Raw genomic sequence first — 20,496 nt, 5'->3', positions numbered from 1 at the left:
CTCACCTCCCCGAGTCCAGGCGGTCGATCTGCTTGCGCACCCGGTCGATCAGCACCGTGTGGTCCACCGGCGGCTGGCCGAAGACGTCGACCTCGAAGAACACGTCGCCCCGGAACCCGACCGCGCGCAGCCGCGCCTCGCCCAACGACGCGTCGAGCGGGATGTCGTACGCCTTCTCGTCCGGATAGCCGGGGATGCTGAACGACGACCAGCCCGGCATCTCCTTGTCGGCGTCGGCCCAGGCCCGTGCGACGCCCGCCGAGCCGAAGTGCAGCAGGCGCACGGTGACGTGGTACTTCGCGTCCCCGGTCTGGTACGTGCGCGTCGCGCCGCCCATGAAGCCCACCTGCCCGAGCAGCTTCAGGACGTCGGAACTGTTCGCGTAGGGCGCTGCCGCACTGGCCGCGGTCAGCGTGTCGCCGTCCGCCGTGCCGATCGCCGCCGCGTCGGCTGGGACCGGCAGAAGGAAGTACCGGATGTCGCCGCTGTGCACACCGTTCGAGACATGCCCGGTCACCGTCGAGGACGGCGAGGGCGGCGCCGACGACGAGGAGGAGGACGAGGACAACGAAGCGACCGGCGATGAAGAAGGCGAACTCGAAGAAAGACTCGGCGAAGGACTCGGCGAAGCCTCAGAGCTCGAAGGCGACGTCGCAGCAGCCTGCGAAACCCCGTCCGTCCCCGACGCATGGCCCCGCCCCACGGCCACCACGGCCCCGGCGGTCCCACCCGCGATCAAAACCCATCCGACAGAGAACGCCGCGATGGTCGCACGTCTGCGACCGGCGCCCGGACCACGCACTCCTGGCAACGCCCACCCCTGAAACCGACGAGAGAACGCCGAGACATCGGCGAGACGAGGATCTTCCCAGTCGCGAAGATGTTCGGAAAACCTCATTTGAGATCACGGTTGGGCCACGATTTCCCCCCGCAGGTCGGACGTCCGGCGGCGGGCACAGCGGCCGGCGCGGATTCCACCGATCGGCGGCCCGGACCCCGCGATGGACCGCGAACGATTGCGGCCCGAGCAGCGGCGGGTCAAGGTGGTGAAGGTGGTCTCCGGCGTCGGTCCGCGACCCGGACCGCCGCTGAGGCGTGCCTTGAGAAACGCCCGACGAGAAGCGCCCGCCCAAGGAAAACGCCCGAGGAAAACGCCCAAGGAGAAACGCCCCACCAGCCCGGCCCGGAAGGCGGTCCCCCGATGAAGGCCCTCCAGTACCCCGCGGTCGGCGCCGCCCCGGTGGTCGTCGACGTCCCCGACCCCGAACCGGGCCCCGGCCAGGTGCTGCTGAAGGTCACCGCCGCCGGCGTGTGCCACTCCGACATCGCGGTGATGAGCATGCCCGCCGCCGCGCTCCGCTTCCCGCTGCCGCTCACCCTCGGCCACGAGGGCGCCGGCACCGTCGCGGCGCTCGGCGAGGGCGCGACCGGCTTCGCTGTCGGCGACAGCGTGGCCGTCTACGGGCCCTGGGGCTGCGGGCTGTGCCACATGTGCGCGCAGGGCAAGGAGAACTACTGCCTGCGCGCCGCCGAGCTCCAGATCTTCCCGCCCGGGCTCGGCGCGCCCGGAGCGATCGCGCAGTACCTGCTCGTCGACTCCGCGCGGCACCTCGTCCCGCTCGGCGACCTGGACCCGGTGCGCAACGTCCCGCTCACCGACGCCGGCCTGACGCCGTACCACGCGATCAAGACGGCGCTGCCCAAGCTGGTCGGCGGCAGCACGGCCGTGGTCATCGGCACCGGCGGCCTCGGACACGTCGCGATCCAGCTGTTGCGGGCCCTGAGCCCGGCCCGGGTCGTGGCGCTGGACGTGGCGCCGGAGAAGCTGGACCTGGCCCGGGAAGTCGGCGCGCACGAGGCGCTGATGTCGGACGAGAGGGCCCCGGCGGCGGTGAAGGAGCTGACCGGCGGCCGCGGCGCCGAGGCGGTGTTCGACTTCGTCGGCGCGCCGCCGACCGTGGCGCTCGCCTCGGCCTGCGCCGGCGTGGAGTCCGACGTGACGATCGTCGGGATCGGCGGCGGCAGCGCGCAGGTCGGGTTCGGGGTGACGCCGTACGACGCGGCGTTCCGGGCGCCCTACTGGGGAACGCGGGCCGAGCTGATCGAAGTGCTCGACCTGGCGCGCGACGGATCGGTGTCGGTCCACGTCGAGACGTACAGCCTGGACGAGGCCCCGAAAGCCTACGAGCGGCTGCACGCCGGGCAGGTCCGGGGGCGGGCCGTCATCGTGCCCAACGGCTGACGCATATTCTGCTGGGGTGACTGGCTCGATCATGGATTCCGGCGACCCCTTCTCGGCGCCGACCGCCGCTGCCGCCGCGCCCGCTGCTGCCGGTGCCGGTGCCTCGCCCGCTGCTGCCGCTGCCGCTGCCGTACCCGTTGCGCCTCCCGCGCCCTCCGTCGCCTCGGCGACCGAGGCCGAAGCAGCGGCGCGCGACGCGAACCCGCAGTACGTCCTGCCGCTGGTCGTCCGCATCGAGCGCGCGACGCCTCCGCAGCGCACTGACGCGCTGGAGACGTCGGCGCGAGCCGTCCTCACCTTCCTGTCCGACCCCCGCTCCACCGAGCCCGACGGGGAGTGGACGCCGCTGGTCCACGCCTGGACCGACGGCCGCATCCGCAAGGTCGTGCGCCGCGCCCGCGGTGCGGAGTGGACCCGCGCCGAAGCGCTGCCCGGCATCACGGTCGTCGGCACCGCGGAGAACGACCCGGCGCAGGTCCGCGTCTACCCGCCGGTCCCGCTCGACGCGTGGCCCAAGGACCTCGCGCGCCTTCAGGTCTCCGGCACCGATCTGGCGGACGCCGAACCGCCCGCGCCGGTCGAGCCGGGCTCGCAGCCGGTGCTGTGGCTGAACCCCGAGCTGGAGATGACCGCGGGCAAGGCGATGGCCCAGGTCGGGCATGCCGCGCAGATCGCGTGGTGGCGGCTGACCGACGCGCAGCGCAAGGAGTGGGCCGACGCGGGCTTCCCACTCGCCGTGCGGGTCGCTCCGAAGGACGCGTGGCCGGCGCTCGCCGACTCCGGACGGCCGCTGGTGCGCGACGCCGGCTTCACGGAGATCGCGCCGGGGTCGTGCACGGTGGTCGCCGATCTGCCGGTGCTCGGCGACAGCTGATCCGGCCGTCGGCTGATCCGGCCGTCGGGTGACCGCTGTCGGCCGATCCGCCGCCGGTAACTCAGAATTCGAAGACCGGTTCGACCCGATCGGTCGGCATTCGCCGCTCCATAAAGCTCATCAGGGGTTTACAGCGGACACACGGCTGGGAAAGGCTCCAGCGTCCTGACCAACCTCTCAGGGAGCTGAAACATGCGGATATCCCGCCTCTCCAGCCGGTCCGGCCGCTTCGTCGCGGCGGCGGCCCTGCTGCTCGGCGTCAGCGTTGCCGCCGCGTCGGGCGCCGGAGCCACCGGTGGTGCCGCCCCGGTCCGACCGGGCCATGCCACCGTGGTCGCCGCTGACGCCGCCGCTCCGGCCGCCGTGGCGCACGCCGCCACCACGACCGCCGCCAACCCCTGCGGCTTCGTCCCGTCCGTGCCCGCCGACGACTTCAAGGGCATCCCGCAGTTCGACGCGAAGAAGGCGGCGCAGCCGTACTCGGTGGTGTTCCACACCAGCGAGGGCGACATCACCGTCAAGGCCTTGACCTCGGCCGCGCCCTGCACCACCTTCTCCTTCCGCTTCCTGATCGACCACGGCTACTACAACGGCACCCACTGCCACCGCCTCACGACCCAGCGCCTGTGGGTGCTGCAGTGCGGCGACCCGACCGGCACCGGCAGCGGCGGCCCGGGGTACTCGTTCAACGACGAGAACCTCGCCGGCGCCACCTACCCGGCCGGCACCGTCGCCATGGCGAACGCCGGCCCGAACACCAACGGCAGCCAGTTCTTCTTCACCTGGAAGGACACCAAGCTGCAGCCGGACTACACGCCGTTCGGCGTCGTGACCAGCGGCATGGACGTGCTGCAGAAGATCGCCGCGGCCGGCGAGGACGACCAGAACTCCGCCGGCGACGGGTACCCGAACGACTACGTGTTGTTCCACCACGTGCGGATCCGCACGGACCACTAGCGGTTCGCGGCGCTTCGCCGCGTGCGGGCCGGTCGACGACTCCGGTGAGGAGTCGGCCGGCCCGTTTCCGTGGGCGCGCCCGCGCACCGGTGTCGGCCGACCAAGCAGTCAGTCAGCCAGCCACTCGACCAGCCACCGACCAGCCACCGACCAGCCACCGACCAGGCACCCGACCAGCCACCCGACCGCCCCGCCCCACCCCGCCGCTCCTGTTGCCGGACCTCCGGCCGCCCCGCAGCATCGAACCATGGACAGTGATCTGAGTCCGCCGCAAGACCTGGCCGACGGCGAGGCGTCGACCATCGACCCGGGCTCCGGGGTCGGCGACGACACCGCGGCGGCCATCGCGACCATCGACCTGGAACCGGCCGGCATCGAGTTCGCCGACCTGACCGCCCTGGTCACCGGCGCGGCGTCGGGCATCGGTCTGGCGACCGCCCGCCGCCTGGCCGCCGGCGGCGCCGCGGTCGCACTGGCCGACCACGACCTGGACGGCGCCGAGCGCGCCGCCACCGAACTCGCCGAGTCCGGCGTCCCCGCGCTGGCCATCCGCCTGGACGTGACCGACCCCGCCTCGGTGGAATCCGCCGTCGCGGCGGCCGTGGCGGGCCTGGGCCCGCTGCGCCTGGCGGTCAACAACGCGGGCATCGCCGGCCCCACCGTCCCCACCGGCGACTACCCGATCGACGACTGGCGCCGCGTCCTGGCCACCAATCTCGACGGCGTCTTCTACTCCATGCGCTACGAGATCCCGGCGATGCTCGCAGCAGGCGGCGGCAGCATCGTCAACATGGCCTCCATCCTCGGCACCAACGGCTTCGCCGGCGCCCCGGCCTACAGCGCGGCCAAGCACGGCGTCGTCGGCCTGACCAAGACCGCGGCCCTGGAGTACGCCGAGCACGGCATTCGGGTGAATTCCGTCGGTCCCGGCTTCATCGAGACCCCGCTGCTGTCGAACACCGACGCCGCGGGGCACGAGCTGTTGGTGTCGTTGCACCCGATGGGGCGGCTGGGACTCGCCGACGAGGTCGCCGAACTCGTCGCGTTCCTGCTGTCGGACCGGGCGACGTTCATCACCGGGAGCTACCACCTCGTGGACGGCGGGTACGCGGCTCGGTGAGCGGTGGCAGAAGACGCACGAGGCCGACCGCTGGATCGCGGTCGGCCTCCTGGCGTGCGGTAGAAGGGTTGCGGTTTACGGGAAGTTCGTCAGATAGCTGACATTGTGGCTGGGAGTCACCTGCCCACCGGTCTCATCGACCTGATGGTTGATCGTCCCGTCCCCGCCGAGCACCGTCGTGACCATGTCGTGGAACTTGACCCCGCCGGTGTTCGGCGTCTCGATCGCGTGATCGAGCACCACCGACGGATTGTCACGGAAGTACGCGTAGATCCCCAGCCCCCACGCCTCGTGCGAGGTCACCGAAGGATCGACCAGGTACGACGCGTACCCCTGGGCCCCGTTCGGCGGCACCCAGCTGCCCTGGTCCGGCACGTCGTACGGAGCCTCGCTCTGGTAGAAGTACGTCCGTCCTCCGTTCCCGAACCACTCGGTCTGGTACTGCTCGAAGTGCTCCACCGCGAGCCCGTACATGGTCACGTTGTTCCCGTGGACCACGAGCCCGTTGTTCGCCGGGTTGACCGTCCAGCCGACCCCGTTGGTGTGGTCGGCGCGCCACAGCCACAGGTCGTCGCCGATCACGTTGTTGCTGTTCACCACCAGCGCCTGCGAGGCCCGCGCCGCCTGGTCGCCTCCGATCCGGAAGAAGACGTCCTGCAGTTCGGTCGGGTTCGCCGCGTGGTTCGCCGACGAACCGTTCGGGCCGATCTGCATCAGCACCGCGGAGTTGGTGGAGTTGGCGCTGATCAGCAGGCCGGCGATGTCGACGCCGTCCACGTCGGCCGTGGTGATCGCGGCGTTGCCGTTGTCCGGCACCAGCGTCGCCATGCCCAGCCCCAGCACCACGGTGTTCGGGCTGGTGATGTTCAGCGCCGAGGACAGGTGGTAGACGCCCGGCGTCACGATCAGGCTCTTGCCCGCCGACAGAGCGGCGTTGATCGTGGCGGAGGTGTCGCCCGGCTTGACGATGTAGAACTGGCTGACCGGGACGGACGTGCCGGCCGGCGTGCCGTTCGTCCAGTCCGGGCCCTGCGCGTTCGTCCGCAGCGCCGGCTCGAACACCTGCCAGGTGCCGCTGCCGTCGACGTAGATGAACGGCTTCTCACGGTTCGTCGGGGACTGCGCGACCGTGGTGTACGGCGGGTTCGGGAACGTGGTCGACGGGGCGTTGGTGTCGCCGACGAAGACCATGTTCCAGTTCGAGCCGGTCCAGCCGCCGTTCATCGCGGTGTCCTGCGTCAGGAACTGCTGCTGGGTCCCGGAGTTGATCTGTCCGGAGATCCGCGAGTCCCCGACGTAGCCGCCGCTGGACCAGTTGCCGCCGCTGCCGTGGACGTTGTCGTACAGCAGCATGCCGCCGTTGACGTCCATGCGGCGGAAGGGGTCGGCCTGGGAGACCGCCCACATCGTGCTGCCGGACGGCGGGCTGACTTCCATGTTCTCGGCGTCGCGCCAGAAGTTCTGGGTGGCGTTGCCGTCGGCGGTGTGGCCGAACACGTGCACCGTGCCGCCGGTGATGTTCACCTGGTCGGGGTTCAGTCCGAGCCCCGCGACCTCGGTGTTGTAGCCGACGGGGACGTCGACGTTGTACGAGCCCGGCGCGAACAGCAGCGCGTTGCGCTGCGTGCCGAACTCGTTGTTGACCTGGGCGTTGTAGACGTTGTTGATGTCGGCCTGGATGGTCGAGGTCGACATCGAGGGGTCGAAGACGGTGACGTTCGGCCCGAAGTCCGGATGCGGGATCCCGCCTCCGCCTCCGCCGCCGGTGGGCAGCGTCCACTGCTGGTTCGACGAGCCGGCGCAGTCCCAGATCTGGACCTGCGTCCCGGAGCCGCCGAAGCCGGTGTCGTCCAGGCAGCGGCCGGACTGCGGGTTCTTCAGCGCGCCGTTGGACTGCGGGACCCAGACCTGAGCGCCGGACCCGTTGCAGTCGTAGAGGTCGACCTTGGTGCCGTTGGCGGTGCCGCCGGCGTTGATGTCCAGGCACTTGCCGAGGTCCTGCAGCGTGTTCGTCGCGCTGTCGACGGTCCAGTTCTGGGCGTTGGTGCCGTTGCAGGTGTAGACCTGCACCGGGTTGAAGTTGGCGGTCGACGCCGAGCGGTCGTCCAGGCACAGGCCCTGATATCCGGTGACCGGACCGACCGGGTCGGCGGCGTGCGCCTGGGGCGCGGTCGCCAGTTGGCCGAACGTCAGCAGGCCCGCCGTGAGGACGAGCGCGCCGAATCCGGCGGCGGGGAGGCGCATTCTCACGGCAGGTTCCACTTCTGGTTGGCCGAGGCGGCGCAGGACCAGATCTGGACCTGGGTCCCGGAGCCGCCGAAGCCGGTGTCGTCCAGGCACTTGCCGGAGTTCGGGTTCAGGAGCTCGCCGTTGGACTGCGGGACCCACGTCTGCGCGCCGGTGCCGTTGCAGTCGTAGAGGTCGACCTTCGTGCCGTTGGCGGTGCCGGCGGCGTTGACGTCCAGGCACTTGCCGAGCACCTGGAGGGTGTTGGCGGACGTGACGGTCCAGCTCTGCGCGTTGCTGCCGTTGCAGGTGAAGACCTGGACGGGGTTGAAGTTGGCGTTCGAGGCCGAGCGGTCGTCCAGGCACAGGCCCTGGTAGCCGGTGATCGGCCCGGTGCCGGTCGGCGGGGGCGGGTTGCCGCCGTTCCCGGTGATGCCGTTGAAGATCCGGGAGTAGGCGTAGCCGGTGGCCTTGTCGTAGCTGTCGACCTCCCAGAAGGAGAGCTCAGCGACGCCGTTGCTCGCCGCGAAGTTCTCCAGGGTCTGCGCGTCGGACTGGGAGAACATCGCACCGTCGTCGTTCTTGCCGGCGATCGGCGTCAGGCCCTCCTTGCCGTAGGCCGCAGAGGTCGATATTCCGTACAGGCTAGCGATCTGGCCGGCCGCACCCCGCGCGGAGCCAAGGGCGTCGTTGATGACCGGCTGGCCGTCGTAGTAGTCCATCGTCATCAGGTTGACGACGCTGACGTTCACGCCCTGGTTCTTGGCGTCCTGCAGCAGGTTGATCTGGTCGCCGGGCAGCCCGGTGGGGTCGACCGCGAGCGTGAAGTCGACCTGCACGCCCGGCTCCTCCCGCTGGAGCGCGGCCAGCGCCTGGTCCCGGCGCGACGTCGCGCCGGTGTCGCTGAGCACGCCGCCCTCGATGTCGAAGTCGAGCCGGGTGACGCCGTAGGTGTCGACGATGTTCTTGTACGCCGCGGTCAGCGACGACACGTTGGTGCAGGTCTGCGCCAGCTCGCCGCCGGAGGCCCCGCCGAAGGAGATGATGACGTCCCCGCCGGCGGACTTCAGCGAGTTGATCTCCGACGTGAACGAGCCGACCGGGTAGTTGCCGGCCTCCCACATCGGAGTACAGCCGGACTGCGGGATGAAGAACGCCAGCGTGTAGCGCGACACGCCCGACGAGCTCATGTCGGCCGCCATGTCGCCCGCGGAACTCCCGCTGAGCTCCAGGTACGGCGCGGCGTAGTGCGCGGGGATGGCGAGCGCGGCGCGTGGGGTCGCGGCGTTCGCCGGTGCGCTGAGTGCTGCGGCGCCTGCGACGATGCCCAGAACGCAGGTTCCTGCGAGGGCGGTGCGCAGAGGTCTGAGCCGCTTGAGAGGTGGGATCACTGTGCTGCTCCTTTGTGGGGGGGTGGAGATGGCATGCAGCTGAACCGACCCAAGTTGTTACGGAAACAGTTCCGTAACACAGTTGGCCGATGAGGAGTGAAGCACTCCCACCTACTTTCGTCAAGACGCGAATAAAGAGGGTTTACCTGGTCTTTGCCGAGGTGAAGGCGCTATCCTGCCCCGATGAAACAAAGCGATGTTTCGGAACCGGGCGCGGCACACGGTCGGATCACGGTCCGAGCCATCGCCGCGCACACCGGCCTGTCGATCGCGACCGTCTCAAGGGTCATCAACGCCCAAGGCCAGGTCTCCGAGGACACGCGCCGCCGCGTGCAGGAGGCGATCGACGGCCTCGGAGGCCACGCCCCGGCGACCCGCCCCCGCCTGCCGAAGACCGGCCTGCCGGTCCTGGTGCGCTGCCCCTACAAGCTCAGCGACTACTTCGGCGCCCTCGTCACCGCCGTCGCCGAAGCCCTGCACACCACCGGCCGCCAGGTCCTGCTCGACGTCGGCGACTCCCGCGTCGACGTCCCGGTACTCCGCGACCTCCCCACCGCCCGCGCCACCTCCGGCGCGATCCTGATCCTCCCGCCAGAGCCCGCCGAAGACCTCCACTTCCTCCAGGCACGCCGCCACCCCCTGGTCGTCGTGGACCCCCGCACCCCCGTCCCGCGCGGCGTGGTCTCAATCGCCTCGGCCCACACCGCCGGCGCCCGAGCCGTCACCGGCCACCTCCTGGACCTGGGCCACCGCCGCATCGGCTTCGTATCAGGCTTCGAAGACTGGCTCTCAAGCTCCGACCGCCAAGCAGGACACCTGGCAGCCCTCTCCGAAGCCGGCCTCCTGAGCGACCCCACCCTGCACCACTACGGCGAACCCGCGATCCACACGGGCCTCCGAGCCGGCCGCACCCTCCTGGACCTCCCCGACCGCCCGACAGCCATCGCCTGCTTCAACGACAAGATCGCCGTCGGCGTCATCCAAGCCGCCACCGAACGCGGCCTGAACGTCCCCACCGACCTGTCCGTGACCGGCTTCGACGACAGCGAGATCAGCCGCGCCACCACCCCCCTCCTGACCACCGTCCGCCAACCCCTCGACGAGATGGGCCGCATCGCCGTGACGATGCTCGTCCGCCTCATGGAGCGCCAGGCACTGGAGGCCCTGCACCTGGAGCTGGCGACGGAGCTGATCGTGCGGGGGAGTACCGGTGCGGTGCCGGTGCGGGCATGAAAAAAGGCCCGTAGCGAGTACGGACCTTTGCGTGTGGCTTAAGCCAGAACGCCCTCGCTGATCGAATTCTGCTCACGACCTGCACCAGCGATGGACTTTATCGCTCATCATCGAACTCGAATCCACGCCGGGCCCGTCCCAATCGCGATATTTCTTCCTTGTCGCGACCGAGGCGAGAGCGGACTTTCGGAGGACTTTGACAATTCAAGCGCGACAGCGGCCCGGCTTATGGTTTCCTACACCCGGGCCGCACGACGCCGGAATGATTTCGGTGCCCAACGCGATGACGTGCGACTTCGGTGAAGAACTGCACCTCAGGCACTGGAAGGATCCGCCGGAAGTGATACGCAACCGCCTATCCGGGCGTCGTGTCAGGAGAACGCTCGCCATCAGGCCGAATGTGGTGCCGAGTGCTGCTCCTGCGAAGTTTGACCTCCGACAGAGGATGAAGGCTGTCGGATACAAGATCTGCGTACTGGGGTTGGCTGCGTTGGCGGCCGCGTATCGCTCCACGCAGTTGAAAGGTACGTGGCACACGGGCACGGTCGGGATGTCGTGTACCTTTTTCGCCGGAGTTGTCGCGGTTATCTCGGATCATCCGCATCTTCTCGTCCACCCCGTTCAGTGGCTTCGGCGCTGGCGACTCCGCGTCATCCCAGGTGGCTCGCCGCAGCACTCGAACTTTCCTACATCTCAGTTCCTTGTTTCGCTGCGCAAGGCGCGCGAGGTCGTGATCGTCGACACGCTCGTCTTCTTCTTGGCGGATCCCGGATATCGGCAAGAATTCCTGAGCGCGCTGTCGGAAGCGTTGGACCGCGGTGCCAAGGTCAGCATCACCGTGCTCTGCCCCTGTTCGCGGGCGTTGGCCACTCGTGCTCGGCAGCTCGACGCGGACCTGCGGGTCATGCGGGAGCAGGCCGAGGCGGCCCTGGTCGAGCTGGAGCTGTTGAGGCTGGGCCTCGACGCCGCCGCTGGCAATGGCGTGCTTGACGTCTGGCTGACCACCTTCCTGCCGGTCCAGTCGCACTACCGGTGCGACGACGCGATCCTGATGTCCATCCTCGCGCTCGGATCGCCCTCGCAGGATGGCCCCCAGTTCCAGTACTCGATCGACTCGCCCCACGGCCGGCTGGAAGCCGATACTCTCGCCGGCCTTCGGAGCAAGGGTGCTGCGCTGAAAGACCACATGCGTGGCGAGTTGAGTATCAGCGTGGGGGGAAGGCCGGCCAAACTCATCCAACGGCGATACGTCCTGGACGAGAAGACGGTCTACCTGGCCCTGACCGAGGCGAACGACGTGGCGCTCGCGAGCGCATTCCTGTCCGGTACCTGGCGCCACGGAAGCGAACGTGCCAGGCAGGTCAAACGGCTGGAATTCATCGACCCGGCAAACGATAAGCACCTTCACTACACATTACAGAGGCGTACCGAGGACAAGTATCGAGATGGTGCCATCCCTGTGTTCTTTCGGGTGATCCTATAGGCGGCGTCAGCACCTCCGGTCTATTGAATAAGTTGGCGATTCCATTGCAGCGGTGTGTCTGGCGGACTACGCTCCGCCTCATAGGCAAGGCCGGTCGCCCACTCGCTCAGGATGCGTAATATGCCCTCTCGAACAGGTTGTCGTCTTGTCGTGCAGATCGTCTCTACTCGCTGTTCACCGGCGCTTGCCGCCGCTTATCTCGGGATCAGTGCAGGCGCGCTGTCTTGCTTCGTCTTGCTGGTAGCCGCGGCGCGCGGGAACGTGACTGGTCTGTCTCTGTTTTTTCTGGCCGCAGAGATTGCGTTGGTGCCGGTCGCGGCGAACGTGGTCGTGAACGCCGCCCGCGACGGCAAACGTTCGGCCGTGCCGGCAAGGCATCTGGTGGCGCCTTCGCGCGCGGGATTCCGTAGATTCCCTGCCGACTTCGTGCTTGACCGCCTGAAAATGGTCACCGCCGAGGTGCGCATCCTGGACACCTACAGCGCGCTGCTCGCCGATCAGACCCGTCGTTCTGCTGTCATCGCCGGCCTCCAGCACATCGTGCGATCGGGTGGAGACGTTCAGATCATCTTGCTTGACGCGGAGTCGTGGGTGGTGGATCAAAGGTCTGAGGTGCTCATGCTCCGGGATCACCTCAGCGTTCAGCTCTACCGCCAGCGTCTCCAGGACAACCTTCGTGAGCTGTATCTGCTGCAGCGGAGCCTTAGCCCGGACCAGCGCGGACGCTTCAAGGTGAGGCTGATCGACTCTGTCCCCGGTGTTACCTGCTACCAGCTCGACAACAGGATCTTGACGACGTTCACTCCGCTGGCACTGTGCGCGGATGATGCGCCGCAGTCTTGGGTGACGACGGGGTCCGCGGTGGGAAGGTTCGTCAAGGAAGCCTTCAACGACCTGTGGGAGCATGGCGCTGACCTGCAAGAAATGCTGTTCTGCAACTGGAGTCCCAGCGCTGATCGCAACTCGCCCTGTTGGCGTGCCCCATACGTGCGGCTTGACGGCAGCGGCGCGCAGTACATGGCTATAAGGGATCCGGACACTGCGCAGCTCGTCTCCAGCCGCGACGTCATCGTCGCCGACCTCCCCATGGACGACGGGACACGGGCTCTCCAGTGGTACCGTCCACGTCCGATCCACGAAGATCCGCTGCTTTTCGCTGAGATCGAGCTCGCGTTCCAGCTCAAATACGGATTCGTGGATGAAGGAGAGGTCTTCGAAGTCGTCCGAGCTCATGCTCTTGCTTGAGTTGAACTGCTTGGAGCGCAAAAAGGGCCAGGACAGAAAGTGTCTGCCCTGGCCTTTTAACTTGTAGCCCCGACGGGATTCGAACCCGCGCTACTGCCTTGAGAGGGCAGCGTGCTAGGCCGCTACACAACGGGGCCCTAGCGGCCGCGTCAGCGCTCCGGGGCGCCTTGCGACCCCGAAAGCATAGCGCACTTCGGGCGGCGCTCATCCCGCATTTACCGGCCGGTGGCCGGGCCGTGACCAGGGTCACTCGGGTGCGTTCGGGGTCCTGAGCTTTGCGCGCGGAGGCCATCTGTGAGTCGCACGGTGCCGCCGCCGCCCTCAGTGCAGCGGCACCGTCAGGTACGGGCTGGCCGGATCCTGCATCAGCGCGCGGTGCATCTGCAGCGACTCGCGGTACGAGTCCTCCGGATTCCCCTGGCGCCCCATCTTGATCACGCGTCCGAGGACGTACGCCGCCGAGATCTGCCCCCAGTCCGCGTACGTCCGCGCGCAGAGGTTGCCGGCGTGGCGCACGATCTGCTCGGCGGTCGTGCGGTCGCAGAAGCCGCAGGACAAGCCCCAGCGGGCCATGTTCACGCAGCGGCCCCAGTCCCAGCTGTCCTGCGTGGCGACGATCGCGTCGGGGGCGATGACGCCGTCGCGCCGCATCCACGTCTCGCAGCGCACCACCCACTGCGCGATGTCGGCCATCTCCTGCGCCAGCCGCTCCGGGGCCCCGCGGTCGCGGCACCAGGCGTCGATCGCCTGCGTCAGCAGCTCCGTGTCCTGCGCCGGGTCGCCGCTGGGGCGTACGCCGGCGCCGCGCTCGGTGCGGATGCCGAGCACGAGGTCGACCGGCTGCGGGTTCTCGTTGTCGAGCAGTGCGTCGACCTGGTTCTGCCACTGCACCGGGCCATCGATGCCCCACCACTGGCTCAGCAGCTCGCGCTCGCTGTGGTAGTCGAGCCAGGCGTGGCCGAGCGTGTTCCACGGCACGGCATTGGTCACCGACAGGTGCGCACCGCAGGCCAGGGCACGCGCCAGATCCCCCTGCGTCGGCTCGTTGTAGACGGTCCGCACGGTGCCGCGCAGGTAGCTCCAGCCGCCGACCCGCTGTGGATTCTTCCGCATCCACTGCGCAGCCTTGCCGACGTTCACCTCGTACTCCTCCGGCGTGCCCGGATTGACGACCAGCTGCATCGTCTGGCGCTGCTTGGCCAAATCCTGAACCCACGCCGGGAAAAGATTGCGCTGGAAGTACACCCCCTCGGGACGCTCAGCGGGCAGCAGCGCACGGGTGTAGACCGGCAGAACCAGCCGGGCGCCACGCCGAGTGGTGTCGTACTCCTGACTGACCGTCAGCGCCGACTTCGACGTCCCACGAATGGCATTGTTCAACTGCCCGTACACGGTGAGCTGGTTCAACTTGACCACAGACCGACGCAGACTGAACTTCGACCCCTGATCCGGCTCCCGCCGCGGCACGAACACATCCAGCCGCGCCAACACGCCCAAGTACGCATCCACGTCATCCGCCACCCGGGCCGCGAGCAGCCCCTGATCGTCGATCGAAGGCGCGGTCCAACTATCGGTCGTCACGCTGAGTCCCCCCTGGGCTCCGTCGTTCGCGGTAGGTCCCCAATATGCCCCATGACGAGGATGGCGGAGTCGTAACGAGCGGCGATGTATGGGCGAGTGCGGACGATGTCCCACATACAAAAAGGCCGATTGCACAAAGCAAACGGCCTTTCGCAAAGGTAGCCCCGACGGGATTCGAACCCGCGCTACTGCCTTGAGAGGGCAGCGTGCTAGGCCGCTACACAACGGGGCCCCTAGCAGTGCCGCCGCGCCTGAGGCGCTGGCAGCGGGACTTATCTTAGGCGATCGGCGGGGTTCGCCCAAATCGCGGGACCGGCGGCGCGGCGGGGTGGCCGCGGGGGTGGCCGCGCGGGGTGCCGTTCTCCTCGCGCTCTACTCGCCGGCGGTGGCTGCGTCGGCGCGGACCAGGCGGACGAAGGCTCGGATGCCGCTGACCAGCTCCCGCTGCTCGGTGAGGCCGTCGACGGCCTGGTCGAAGTGGCGGGTGACTGCCGCGACGCGCCGTTCGGCCTCCTCGACGCGGCTGCGGAGGCCGGCTCGGTCGGCTTCCACCGCCTCGCGGGAGAGGCGGATGTCCTCGCGGAGTCGCAGGTCGGTCGCCCGCAGGTCGTTCCGGACGTCGTCCAGCTCGCGGGAGGTGCGCTCTTGGGCCTCGTGCATGGTGTCGTGCAGGGCCTCCACTGTGGCGGTCAGGGTCGTCAGGCGGGTGGTCAGGTCCAGGACGTCGTCGCGGGGGTGCGTGGTCTCCTTCAGCAGGCTCGTGATCCGGGCCTTCACGTACGACAGGTACGCCGCGACCGGTCGGATCGCGCAGCTGAGCAGGTAGAACGCCGCGAAGTAGTAGCCCAGGACGTGCCCGGAGGCGTAGGTCAGGCCCGCCACGATGGCCGCCGTCGCCACGTGTCCGGCCAGTGCCAGCCACAGCAGCCGGCGTTCCCAGCGCCGTACCTCGGTCTCGCGGCCCTCGGGGACCGTGATGCCGCGTTCGCGCGAGACGCCGATCTCGTGCCGGACGCGCCGGGCCTTGAAGTACAGGTTCCACGGCACCGTGGTGATGATCAGGAGCCAGTACAGGCTCACCGTGCCGAGTCCGACGTTCAGCACCGTGCGGCCGGGGATGTGGACGAAGTTCGCCACCAGCGCAGCCAGGCCTCCCAAGAACACCAGGCCGATGAGCATGTCCCATTGCTTCTTCATGCCTCAAGCGTGCCGCCGGGAGGGGCATCGGCAGGAGAGTGCGGGTACTCAATTACCCGTGAGTAGCAAAGGGTTGCGAGGCGGGTATGTGTGCGGCGAACAGGTATGCCCGGCGAACGGCCATGCCCGGCAAGCAAAAAAGCGGATCCCGAAGGATCCGCTCGCAAGCTGGGGTACCAGGACTCGAACCTAGAACAACTGAACCAGAATCAGCCGTGTTGCCAATTACACCATACCCCAACGACCACCCGACCTGATCTTGTCGCGCGGCGTTGCGTCGATAACTATACGGGAGGCCCGCCCCACAGCCAAAACGGCTTTCGAACGGGCCTCCCGCCGCGCGTGTCAGACCGCGCGGGCTCTGCGCAGCGTCACGCCGCGATGCCCGCGATCGCCGCCTCCAGCCGCCGCAGCGTCCGCTCCCGCCCCAGCAGCTCGATCGACTCGAACAGCGGCGGCGACACCCGGCGCCCGGTCACCGCGACCCGGACCGGCGTGAACGCGTTCTTCGGCTTCAGCCCGAGTCCCTCGATCAGCGACTCGCGCAGCGCGGCGTCGATGGCTCCGGTCGTGAACGCCGGCAGCGACTCCAGCGCCTTGGCCGCGGCCTCCAGCACTGGCTTGGCGTCCTCGCCGAGCGCCTTGGCGGCGTCCGCCGGGTCCACGGCGAAGGCGTGCTCGGGCACGAACAGGAACCCGATCATGTCCACCGACTCGCGCAGCACCACCATCCGCTCCTGGATCAGCGGCACCGCGGCGGCCAGCGTCGCCTCCTGCTCCGGCAGCGGCGGGTCGGAGACCAGGCCCTGCTCGGCCAGGAACGGCACGATGCGCCGGGCCAGGTCGGCCGGCTCCAGGGCGCGCACGTGGTCGCCGTTGATCGCCTGGCACTTCTTCAGGTCGAAGCGCGCCGCGTTGGCGTTGATGCGCGTGCCGTCGAACGCCGCGTACATCTCGTGCGGGGAGAAGAACTCCTTGTCCCCGCCCGGCGACCAGCCCAGCAGCGCCAGGTAGTTCAGCAGGCCCTCGGGCAGGTAGCCCTCCTTCACGTAGAAGGAGAACGAGGCCTCCGGGTCCCGCTTCGACAGCTTCTTGTTGCCCTCGCCCATGACGTACGGCAGGTGCCCGAACACCGGCACCGTGTCCGACAGCCCCAGCTCGATCAGCGCGGCGTGCAGTGGGAGCTGGCGCGGGGTGCTGGAGAGCAGGTCCTCGCCGCGCAGCACGTGCGTGATCCGCATCAGGGCGTCGTCGACCGGGTTCACCAGCGTGTACAGCGGCGAGCCGTCGGCGCGGACCAGGACGTAGTCCGGGACGTTCGCGGTGTCGAAGGAGATCTCGCCGCGGACCAGGTCGTTCCAGGTCAGCGTGCCCTCCGGCATGCGGAAGCGGAGGACGCTGGTGCGGCCGGCGGCCTCGTGCGCGGCGATCTGCTCGGGCGTGAGGGTGCGGCAGGTGCCGGCGTAGCCCGGGGCACGCTTCTCGGCCTTGGCCTTCTCGTTGACCGCGTCCAGTTCCTCCTGCGTGCAGTAGCAGCGGTAGGCGTGGCCGCCGGCCAGGAGCTTCGCGGCGATATCGGCGTAGATGTCCATGCGCTCGGACTGCCGGTAGGGGCCGTACGCGCCGCCGACCTCCGGGCCCTCGTCCCACTCGAAGCCCATCCAGCGCATCGTCGCCAGGAGCGCGTTGTAGGACTCCTCGGTGTTGCGCGCGGCGTCGGTGTCCTCGATGCGGAAGACGAAGGTGCCGCCGTAGTGGCGCGCGAAGGCGTAGTTGAACAGCGCCGAGCGGACCATGCCGACGTGCGGGTCGCCGGTCGGCGACGGGGGGAAGCGGACGCGGACGGGCTTGTCCGTGTTGGGCACCCGGTGCGTAGGAACGGTTGTTGCGATATCAGTCACGAGCCACCACCCGGTTCGTCAAGTTGCCAATGCCTTCGATGCCGACCGACACCTGCTGCCCCACCACGATCGGCCCGACCCCGGCCGGGGTCCCGGTGAGGATCACGTCGCCGGGCAGCAGGGTCATCGCCTCGGAGACGTAGGAGACCAGGTCGGCGACCGGCCGGGTCATCTGCGTGGTGCGCCCGGCCTGCTTCAGCTCACCGTCCACCGTGCAGGTGATCGCCAGGTCGGAGGGGTCCAGCTCGGTCTCGATCCAGGGGCCCAGCGGGCAGAAGGTGTCGAAGCCCTTCGCCCGGCCCCACTGCTTCTCCGCGCGCTGCAGGTCGCGCGCGGTGACGTCGTTGCCGCAGGTGTAGCCCAGCACCACCTCGGGCACCCGGGCCGCCGGCACCTGCCGGCACATCCGCCCGATGACCACCGCGAGCTCCGCCTCGTGCTGCACGTCGAAGGACACGCCGAGCGGGTACTGGATGGCGTCGGACGGGCCGATCACGGAGGTGGACGGCTTCAGGAACACCACGGCCGGGTCGTCCGCGCCGGGGGCCTCGTTGCCGAGCTCCAGGGCGTGCTCGGCGTAGTTGCGCCCGATGCCGATCACCTTCGACGGCAGCACCGGGGCCAGCAGCCGCACCCGCGGCAGCGGCCAGCGCCGTTGGGTGACCTGGACCGGGCCGAACGGGTGGCCCAGGATCTCGGCCACCTCCAGGGACTCGGGCTGGTCGCCCTCGCCCTCGACGAGCCCGAACTTCACCTCGTCGTCGATGGAGAATCTCGCGATGCGCATCCTGCGATTTTAATGGTCAGGAAGTGAGCCGGACTCCGATATAGGCCGCTGAGGCGATCAGGGCCCACGAAGCCAGGCCGAGCGCGAGCGGTTTCGCGCCGGTGCGCGCCAGTTCCCGAAGGCGGACGCCGGTGCCCAGGCCGAACATGCCGCCGGCGAGGAGGAGGTCCTGGAGCTGTTTGGCGGCGCCGAGGGCGGAGGCGGGGAGGACGCCGGCGGTGCGGACGGCGATCATCGCGAGGAAGCCGAGGACGAAGAGGGGGACGATCGGGGGGTGTTCGGCGCCCTCCGTCCGCACCGACGGTGCGTCGTTCGGCTTGACTGCCCTGATGGTGGCATCGGCATAAGGGCCGGCGCCGACCCCGACAGCCACACGTACCGGTGCCGGCGCCGCGACAGTCTCGGCCACCGGCGCCGCCGCCCCCGCCGCCCGCCGCCAAGCCACCGCCGTCCCGGCCACCATCGGCGCCAGCATCGCCACCCGCATCAGCTTCACCACCACCGCGCCGTTCACCGCCGCCGCCCCGCCGGAGCCCGCCGTCGCGACCACCTGCCCCACGTCGTGCACCGACGCCCCCACCCAGTGCCCGAACGCCGCCGGGTCGTGCAGCCCCAGCGGTCCGCGCAGCAGCGGCAGGACCAGGATCGCCAGCGATCCGCACAGCGTCACCAGCGCGACCGCCACCACCGGGTCGGGGTCGTCCTCGGACTCGCCGGGCCGCCGGGTCACGCCTTCCATCGCCGCCACCGCGCTGGCCCCGCAGATGGCGAAGCCGGTGGCGATCAGTAGCGGCTGGCGTCCCGGCAGGCCCATCCGGTGGCCCAGCCACTGCGTGCCGAAGAACGTCGCGAACACCACCGCGACCACCAGCGCCAGCGTCTGCCAGCCCAGCTTCAGCACGTCCCCGAGCGCCAGCTGCAGCCCCAGCAGTGCGATCCCGAGCCGCATCACCGGCTTCGCGGCGACCCGCAGCCCCGGACGCGCCGCGCTCATCGCCGCGGCCGGCAGCAGGTTCGCCGCCAGAACCCCCAGCACCACCGCGGCGGTCAGCGGCGACAGCGTCGGCCACATCCGGTTCGCGAACCAGGCCGCCGCGACCGCCCCGGCCGTCAGCGCCAGGCCCGGCAGCACCGCGCGTAAGCGCGCCCCGGCCGTGAGCGCCAGGCCCGGAATCCGAGTCTTCTCCACGTCCGACAAGCCTCGCGGCCCGCGACAGACGCAGGTAGCCGGAGATCGCCGAAGACCTCATAGGCTGTCTCTATGACCCGTCTCCCGGATCTGGACGCGCTCCAGCTGCTGGTCGCCGTCGCCGACACCGGATCGCTCGGCAAGGCCGCCGCGCGCACCGGCATCAGCCAGCCCTCGGCCTCGGCGCGCATGGCCACGCTGGAGCGCCGGCTCGGGCTCAAACTGCTGGTGCGCACCACCTCCGGCTCCCGTCTGACCAGCGACGGAGCGGTGATCACGGACTGGGCCCGGCGGGTCCTGGAGCAGGCCGAGGCGCTGGTCGAGGGTGCCGCCGCCCTGCGCACCCACGCCGACGAGCGGCTGCCCGTCGCCGCGAGCCTGACCATCGCCGAGCACCTGATGCCGAAATGGCTCATAGAGCTGCGCCAGCTGCGGCCGGCCATGCGCGTCGGGCTGATCGTGGAGAACTCCCACCAAGTGGTCGCGGCGCTGCGGGCCGGCCAGGTGGACCTGGGATTCGTCGAGGGGCCGTGGGTGCCGCGCGACCTGCACTCGGCCGTCGTCGGACGCGACCGCCTGGCCGTCGTGGTGGCGCCGGGGCATCCGTGGGCACGGCGCAGGGAACCGTTGACGGCGGCCGAGCTCGCCGCCGAACCGCTCCTGCTGCGCGAACCGGGATCGGGCACCCGCGAGGTGCTGGAAGCGGCGCTCGCCGCCCACGACGGCCCGGCCGTGCCGCTGATCGAGCTGGGGGCGACGGCGCCGCTGCGCTCGGCCGCGCTGTCCGGGAGCGGCCCGGCGGTGCTGAGCGTCCTGGCGGTCGCCGAGGACATCGCCGCCGGCCGCCTCGTCGAGGTGCCGGTCGCCGAGGACGTCGCGCTGCGTCGCACGCTGCGAGCGGTGTGGCCGCGCGGCCGGGAGCTGAGCGACGCGGCCGGGTGGATGGTGCAGGTGGCGCGGGGCCGGGCCTGAGGCGGCGGGCGCGGCACGCCACCCGCGGCAGCGTCCCGGGCCGGGCGCGGGCCTCGAACTCCAGGCCGACGTAGGCCGCCGGGGAGTTCGGCATGAGC

Annotated in this window: 16 protein-coding genes and 3 tRNA genes; 8 read left to right on the top strand and 11 right to left on the bottom strand. The window is 69.6% G+C overall.

The annotated features are described in order from the left end of the window. Position 1 precedes the first annotated feature (1 nt). Positions 2–568, bottom strand: a complete 567-nt coding sequence (locus ABH920_RS25945; RefSeq protein WP_370351728.1) for a hypothetical protein — start codon at positions 566–568, stop codon at positions 2–4. A gap of 633 nt (positions 569–1,201) precedes the next feature. On the opposite strand from ABH920_RS25945, the gene ABH920_RS25940 reads away from it, so the two are divergent. The 4 genes from ABH920_RS25940 (at position 1,202) to ABH920_RS25925 (ending at position 5,193) form a co-directional block, all read left to right on the top strand. Further along, the gene (locus ABH920_RS25940) at positions 1,202–2,242 is read left to right on the top strand and encodes an NAD(P)-dependent alcohol dehydrogenase (protein WP_370351727.1); all 1,041 of its coding nucleotides are present in this window, start codon (positions 1,202–1,204) and stop codon (positions 2,240–2,242) included. Between the two features lie 31 nt (positions 2,243–2,273). Then, entirely contained in the window at positions 2,274–3,116 is an 843-nt protein-coding gene (locus ABH920_RS25935; protein WP_370351969.1) for a peptidyl-tRNA hydrolase, read from the top strand. A 192-nt stretch (positions 3,117–3,308) separates the two neighbouring features. Continuing rightward, positions 3,309–4,073, top strand: coding sequence for a peptidylprolyl isomerase (locus tag ABH920_RS25930; protein ID WP_370351726.1), 765 nt, complete (start codon positions 3,309–3,311; stop codon positions 4,071–4,073). 247 nt (positions 4,074–4,320) lie between these two features. After that, positions 4,321–5,193 (top strand): SDR family NAD(P)-dependent oxidoreductase, encoded by an 873-nt coding sequence (locus tag ABH920_RS25925; protein ID WP_370351725.1) that lies wholly within the window; start codon positions 4,321–4,323, stop codon positions 5,191–5,193. A 75-nt stretch (positions 5,194–5,268) separates the two neighbouring features. Here ABH920_RS25925 and ABH920_RS25920 read toward each other — a convergent pair whose 3' ends face one another. Both ABH920_RS25920 and ABH920_RS25915 read right to left on the bottom strand, forming a co-directional pair. Continuing rightward, a complete protein-coding gene (locus ABH920_RS25920; RefSeq protein ID WP_370351968.1) occupies positions 5,269–7,437 on the bottom strand; it encodes a ricin-type beta-trefoil lectin domain protein in 2,169 nt (722 codons plus the stop codon). Between the two features lie 2 nt (positions 7,438–7,439). Continuing rightward, positions 7,440–8,810: a ricin-type beta-trefoil lectin domain protein gene (locus ABH920_RS25915; RefSeq protein WP_370351724.1), complete on the bottom strand. Its 1,371-nt coding sequence runs from the start codon at positions 8,808–8,810 to the stop codon at positions 7,440–7,442. Between the two features lie 183 nt (positions 8,811–8,993). Between ABH920_RS25915 and ABH920_RS25910 the strand changes: the two genes are divergently transcribed. The 3 genes from ABH920_RS25910 to ABH920_RS25900 all read left to right on the top strand — a co-directional run bounded on the left by ABH920_RS25910 (position 8,994) and on the right by ABH920_RS25900 (position 12,771). Beyond that, positions 8,994–10,043, top strand: coding sequence for a LacI family DNA-binding transcriptional regulator (locus tag ABH920_RS25910; RefSeq protein WP_370351723.1), 1,050 nt, complete (start codon positions 8,994–8,996; stop codon positions 10,041–10,043). 262 nt (positions 10,044–10,305) lie between these two features. Then, on the top strand, positions 10,306–11,526 hold the full coding sequence (locus ABH920_RS25905) for a hypothetical protein (RefSeq protein ID WP_370351722.1): 1,221 nt from the start codon (positions 10,306–10,308) through the stop codon (positions 11,524–11,526). Positions 11,527–11,676: 150 nt separating this feature from the next. Continuing rightward, on the top strand, positions 11,677–12,771 hold the full coding sequence (locus ABH920_RS25900; protein ID WP_370351721.1) for a hypothetical protein: 1,095 nt from the start codon (positions 11,677–11,679) through the stop codon (positions 12,769–12,771). A gap of 64 nt (positions 12,772–12,835) precedes the next feature. On the opposite strand, the gene ABH920_RS25895 is transcribed toward ABH920_RS25900, so the two are convergent. The 8 genes from ABH920_RS25895 to ABH920_RS25860 form a co-directional block, all read right to left on the bottom strand. Further along, a tRNA-Glu gene (locus ABH920_RS25895) sits at positions 12,836–12,908 on the bottom strand. A gap of 184 nt (positions 12,909–13,092) precedes the next feature. Further along, a complete protein-coding gene (locus ABH920_RS25890) occupies positions 13,093–14,352 on the bottom strand; it encodes a DUF1266 domain-containing protein (protein ID WP_370351720.1) in 1,260 nt (419 codons plus the stop codon). 159 nt (positions 14,353–14,511) lie between these two features. Continuing rightward, a tRNA-Glu gene (locus ABH920_RS25885) sits at positions 14,512–14,584 on the bottom strand. A gap of 140 nt (positions 14,585–14,724) precedes the next feature. Beyond that, positions 14,725–15,549 (bottom strand): hypothetical protein, encoded by an 825-nt coding sequence (locus tag ABH920_RS25880; RefSeq protein WP_370351719.1) that lies wholly within the window; start codon positions 15,547–15,549, stop codon positions 14,725–14,727. A 168-nt stretch (positions 15,550–15,717) separates the two neighbouring features. After that, a tRNA-Gln gene (locus ABH920_RS25875) sits at positions 15,718–15,789 on the bottom strand. 131 nt (positions 15,790–15,920) lie between these two features. Next, on the bottom strand, positions 15,921–17,414 hold the full coding sequence (gltX, locus tag ABH920_RS25870; protein ID WP_370351967.1) for a glutamate--tRNA ligase: 1,494 nt from the start codon (positions 17,412–17,414) through the stop codon (positions 15,921–15,923). A gap of 28 nt (positions 17,415–17,442) precedes the next feature. Next, positions 17,443–18,237 carry a fumarylacetoacetate hydrolase family protein gene (locus ABH920_RS25865; protein WP_370351718.1) on the bottom strand — a complete coding sequence of 265 codons (795 nt, stop codon included), beginning with the start codon at positions 18,235–18,237 and terminating at the stop codon, positions 17,443–17,445. Positions 18,238–18,253: 16 nt separating this feature from the next. Further along, a complete protein-coding gene (locus tag ABH920_RS25860) occupies positions 18,254–19,426 on the bottom strand; it encodes a YeiH family protein (protein WP_370351717.1) in 1,173 nt (390 codons plus the stop codon). Positions 19,427–19,498: 72 nt separating this feature from the next. Here ABH920_RS25860 and ABH920_RS25855 point away from each other — a divergent pair, with 72 nt between their 5' ends. Beyond that, on the top strand, positions 19,499–20,398 hold the full coding sequence (locus ABH920_RS25855) for a LysR family transcriptional regulator (RefSeq protein ID WP_370351716.1): 900 nt from the start codon (positions 19,499–19,501) through the stop codon (positions 20,396–20,398). The last annotated feature ends 98 nt before the right edge of the window (positions 20,399–20,496 follow it).

The organism is Catenulispora sp. EB89 (genome assembly GCF_041261445.1).
Lineage (GTDB): Bacteria > Actinomycetota > Actinomycetes > Streptomycetales > Catenulisporaceae > Catenulispora.
The sequence above is the reverse complement of the archived record's forward strand: the minus strand, read 5'-3'. Positions and strand labels throughout refer to the sequence as shown.

What these genes read in the sequence shown, in the direction of transcription:
- ABH920_RS25905 (WP_370351722.1), top strand. Translation starts at nt 10,306, where the DNA reads ATGATTTCGGTGCCCAACGCGATGACGTGCGACTTCGGTGAAGAACTG.
- ABH920_RS25920 (WP_370351968.1), bottom strand. Translation starts at nt 7,437, where the DNA reads ATGCGCCTCCCCGCCGCCGGATTCGGCGCGCTCGTCCTCACGGCGGGC.
- ABH920_RS25865 (WP_370351718.1), bottom strand. Translation starts at nt 18,237, where the DNA reads ATGCGCATCGCGAGATTCTCCATCGACGACGAGGTGAAGTTCGGGCTC.
- ABH920_RS25935 (WP_370351969.1), top strand. Translation starts at nt 2,274, where the DNA reads ATGGATTCCGGCGACCCCTTCTCGGCGCCGACCGCCGCTGCCGCCGCG.
- ABH920_RS25930 (WP_370351726.1), top strand. Translation starts at nt 3,309, where the DNA reads ATGCGGATATCCCGCCTCTCCAGCCGGTCCGGCCGCTTCGTCGCGGCG.
- ABH920_RS25910 (WP_370351723.1), top strand. Translation starts at nt 8,994, where the DNA reads ATGAAACAAAGCGATGTTTCGGAACCGGGCGCGGCACACGGTCGGATC.
- ABH920_RS25855 (WP_370351716.1), top strand. Translation starts at nt 19,499, where the DNA reads ATGACCCGTCTCCCGGATCTGGACGCGCTCCAGCTGCTGGTCGCCGTC.
- ABH920_RS25925 (WP_370351725.1), top strand. Translation starts at nt 4,321, where the DNA reads ATGGACAGTGATCTGAGTCCGCCGCAAGACCTGGCCGACGGCGAGGCG.
- ABH920_RS25940 (WP_370351727.1), top strand. Translation starts at nt 1,202, where the DNA reads ATGAAGGCCCTCCAGTACCCCGCGGTCGGCGCCGCCCCGGTGGTCGTC.
- ABH920_RS25880 (WP_370351719.1), bottom strand. Translation starts at nt 15,549, where the DNA reads ATGAAGAAGCAATGGGACATGCTCATCGGCCTGGTGTTCTTGGGAGGC.